Source organism: Sporosarcina koreensis (assembly GCF_001531445.1).
GTDB classification, from domain to species: domain Bacteria; phylum Bacillota; class Bacilli; order Bacillales_A; family Planococcaceae; genus Sporosarcina; species Sporosarcina koreensis_C.
Map to the genome: position 1 here is coordinate 5,306 of NZ_LQYA01000135.1, position 3,658 is coordinate 8,963.

Here is a 3,658-nt window from a genome sequence, read left to right on the forward strand (position 1 = left end):
CATTTACGGCCAGCCGAACACTGAAAAGGGTGCATATGTTTGATTGAATCCAGCTTCGGCAATGTTCCGCTTTGTGTCGTTCCATTGCTGAAGTAGTAAAGTAAATCGTTCTCCAAAGCTTGTTGGAAATAGACGGGACGCCCTTGTTTCAGTTGTTCATTCAAGAACAGGAGGGATTCTTTGAAGGCAACGTCGACATCCCTCAGCAATACCGTTACGATGCCGTTGCATCCAGCACCCCGCCCCCATCCTAAATCATCCTCAGCGCGCAGATCGAATTCACAGATCTTCACGCCTCCTGTATGGATGATGTCTTTCGCCCGACATTGAAGATCGTACTCAAGACATCCACCACTAAGCAAACCAATTCTACCGCCATCCTCAAGAAAGAACATCCATGCGCCTTCCTTACGGTACGCAGAACCCTCGACATGGATGACAGCTGCAAATACCGCAGCTTGTCCGGATTTAATAAGCTCATCTACTACCTGTGGAATCGTTTCCATCATTCATCACCTCTACATTTCATTCGTTAGCCACAGTTTCATCAACTGTCCTTCTATTTATTCGAGTACTCCTTATAAAAAAGGTATCAACTGGCTAACCTATTGAACAGTTGGGAGGAAATGAAATAAGAAAGGGAGGAAGAGATCTTGCAATATGGAAATCGTACGACAGTAGGGTCCGCGGAACAACGTATTGATGCTATAGAGAAATCTACCGGAAGCGTCAAATATCTCGGGGATAAGTTTTTCCAAGGGATGCTTCATGCGAAAGTGGCGACTAGCACAGAAGCGCATGCCCGCATCAAATCGATCGATACGAGCGAGGCTTGGAAGGTGCCGGGCGTACGCGCCATTGTAACAGGTGATACATTCCCATTTCCGATTGGACCGATCCTCGCAGACAGGCCCCCAATCGCCTTTGAAAAGGTCCGGTATTACGGAGAACCGATCGCTGTCATCGTTGCCGACCATCCGTACCAGGCAAAACAGGCGGCGAGCAAAATCATAGTCGAATACGAACCGCTGCCAATCGTTAATTCGGTTGATCAGGCGTTTCAGAAAGATGCTCCATTGATCCACGAAAAATCTGGTCAATATACGAAAATCATCGATAACGTCTATCCGGTACCAGGCACAAATATCGCAAGCCATATTAAAATTAGAAAAGGGGATTTCGGGAAAGCGTGGGCAGTATGCAAGGACACCTTTACCGCTACATATTCTTTCAATTTATCTGATCATGCGGCAATGGAGACGAGGACGGCGACCGTTGAAATCAACCCCGACGGAAGGGTTGTCGTCCACTCGACGAGTCAATCGCCGTTTACGATCAAAAAAATCTTCAACCAGTTCTTTAATATAGATGTCGGCAAAGTCATTGTCCACATCCCGATGCTCGGAGGAGCTTTCGGCGGAAAGGGAGCGGTTCAGCTTGAGCCCCTTGCCTATTTGGCATCGAGCGCAGTAGGCGGAAAGCTTGTTAAACTGCAGTTCGAACGGGAAGAGGATATGATGACAGCCCCTTGTCATATTGGATTTAAAGCGACGGTCAAGCTTGGCGTGAATGAAGAAGGTAAGCTCATTGCAGGCCAATACACCTTTTTCATCGAAGCTGGCGCGTATTCCGACCAAGCTGCGGGCATAACGAGAGCGGCTGCCCTTGATTGCACAGGACCTTATCATATCCCGAATGTCTGGTGCGACTCCTATTGCATGTACACGAATCATCCATATGCCACTTCGTTCAGGGGATATGGGCATCCCGAGCTGACATTCGCCATTGAACGGACTATGGATCAATTTGCGGAAAAACTTAAGATGGACCCGGTCGAATTCAGATTGCTGAATGCCATTAAGCCTGGACATACAACGCCAACTCAGTCCGTCTTAACTGCGAACAATATCGGAGACGCCGCGCAATGCATATCCAGGGCAAAGGAATTGATCGGCTGGGATGGAAAACGGACGACCTCAACTGAGGATGGCTTCGTCCGGGCAAAAGGGGTCGCCTTGTTCTGGAAAACATCGACAACATCGACGAATGCGCAAGCTGGAGCGATTTTGAAGTTTGAAGCAGACGGTACAGTCAGTGTAAGCTGCGCAGCTATCGAGCTCGGACAGGGAACGAAAACGATTTTGGCGCAAATTGCCGCAGAACGATTGAAAATGAAGATGTCCGATATTCACGTCACGATGGAAGTGAATACGCAATATACGCCACATCAATGGCGAACTGTTGCGAGCAGCACGACGTTTTTGGCTGGAAATGCCGTCTTGGCGGCTGCCGACGACGCCATCAGGCAATTGAAAAGGATTGGCGCCGTCGCTTTACAATGTTCCGAAGAAGATTTGGACGTTGGAAATGGCCGAGTTTACGTAAAGGCAAAACCGGATTTCGGCATCAATATAGAAACGATTGCACTTGGCTTTAAATATCCGAATGGCCATACGGTCGGCGGCCAAATAATCGGGGTCGGCGTTCATGTACAGCGGCATTTAACCCCGATGGATAAGGAGACGGGTTTTGGTGATCCGGGTCCATGGTGGTCGGTCGGCGCGCAAGCGGTTGAAATCGAATGGGATGAAAACACATATACGTACAAAATAGTGAAAGCGGTAACGGTGATGGATGGCGGCACAATTATCAATCCAATGACTGCGACACAACAGATGCGGGGAGGCATTTTCCTTGGACTTAGTATTGCAAGAGGGGAAGCCTTCGAATTCAATGATCAGGGCGTCATACAAAATCCCGATTTGCGGACATATCAGCTAATGCGCTTCGGCGAGCAGCCCGGCGAATACATTGTGGAATTCGTCGAGACTCCTGCAGAGGATGGACCATTTGGCGCAAGGGGGATTGGTGAATATGGAGTAATCGGTGCAGCAGCAGCATTAGCCAATAGCCTTTCATTGGCAACGAATGTAGAACTGACTGAACTGCCATTGACCTCGGAACTGATTTGGCGGACGAGGGGAGCAGCCTATGATTCCGTTCAATTTTGATTATTTCAAGCCGGAAACAGTTGATGAAGCGTTGAAAACCTATACAAGTGAATGGAAATTAGGCAAGAAAGTCGTTTATTTCTCCGGGGGCACTGAAGTGATCACCTTTGCACGGGGCGGGAAGATGACTGCCGATACGGTCATTGATGTAAAAGGGATTCCGGAGTGCAATGTACTGGAAATGCAAGGAGATGAGCTTGTCATCGGAGCAGCTGTGACATTGAACCGATTGATTGAATCAAACCTATTTCCCTTATTGAGTGAAACAGCCCGGACAATTGCCGACCATACGTCAAGAAATAAAATTACCATTGGTGGCAATCTGATGAGCAAGCTCGGCTACCGGGAAGCCATCTTGCCATTGCTCGTAACGGACGCCATCGCGATCATCAATGGGCCTACAGGGACGGATGTCGAGCCGATGGACCATCTCGCTGCGGTGGAATTGGGAGATGGTCGGTTTTTGACACAAGTAAAAGTGGCTGCTTCCAATCTTGAGTTGCCATTTGTCCATTTGAAACGGACCCGATCATCCAAAATCGGTTATCCAATCGTCAGTTTAGCGGCATTGCGCAAAGAAGAGCGCATTCGAATCGCATTCAGCGGCCTCCACGAACATCCATTCCGCTCGGCAGTAGTGGAAGGGG

At 48.7% G+C, this 3,658-nt stretch carries 3 protein-coding genes; 2 read left to right on the plus strand and 1 reads right to left on the minus strand.

Annotated features, from left to right (window positions below):
• The coding region (locus AWV70_RS14300; protein WP_276525647.1) for an XdhC family protein at positions 1 to 509 on the minus strand (509 nt) is incomplete at its 3' end.
• A 144-nt stretch (positions 510 to 653) separates the two neighbouring features.
• Between AWV70_RS14300 and AWV70_RS14305 the strand changes: the two genes are divergently transcribed.
• Entirely contained in the window at positions 654 to 3,011 is a 2,358-nt protein-coding gene (locus AWV70_RS14305) for a xanthine dehydrogenase family protein molybdopterin-binding subunit (protein ID WP_306464396.1), read from the plus strand.
• Positions 2,992 to 3,658, plus strand: a 667-nt coding sequence (locus AWV70_RS14310) for an FAD binding domain-containing protein (protein ID WP_235588678.1), incomplete at its 3' end; no start/stop codon positions are given. The genes AWV70_RS14305 and AWV70_RS14310, both read left to right, overlap by 20 nt.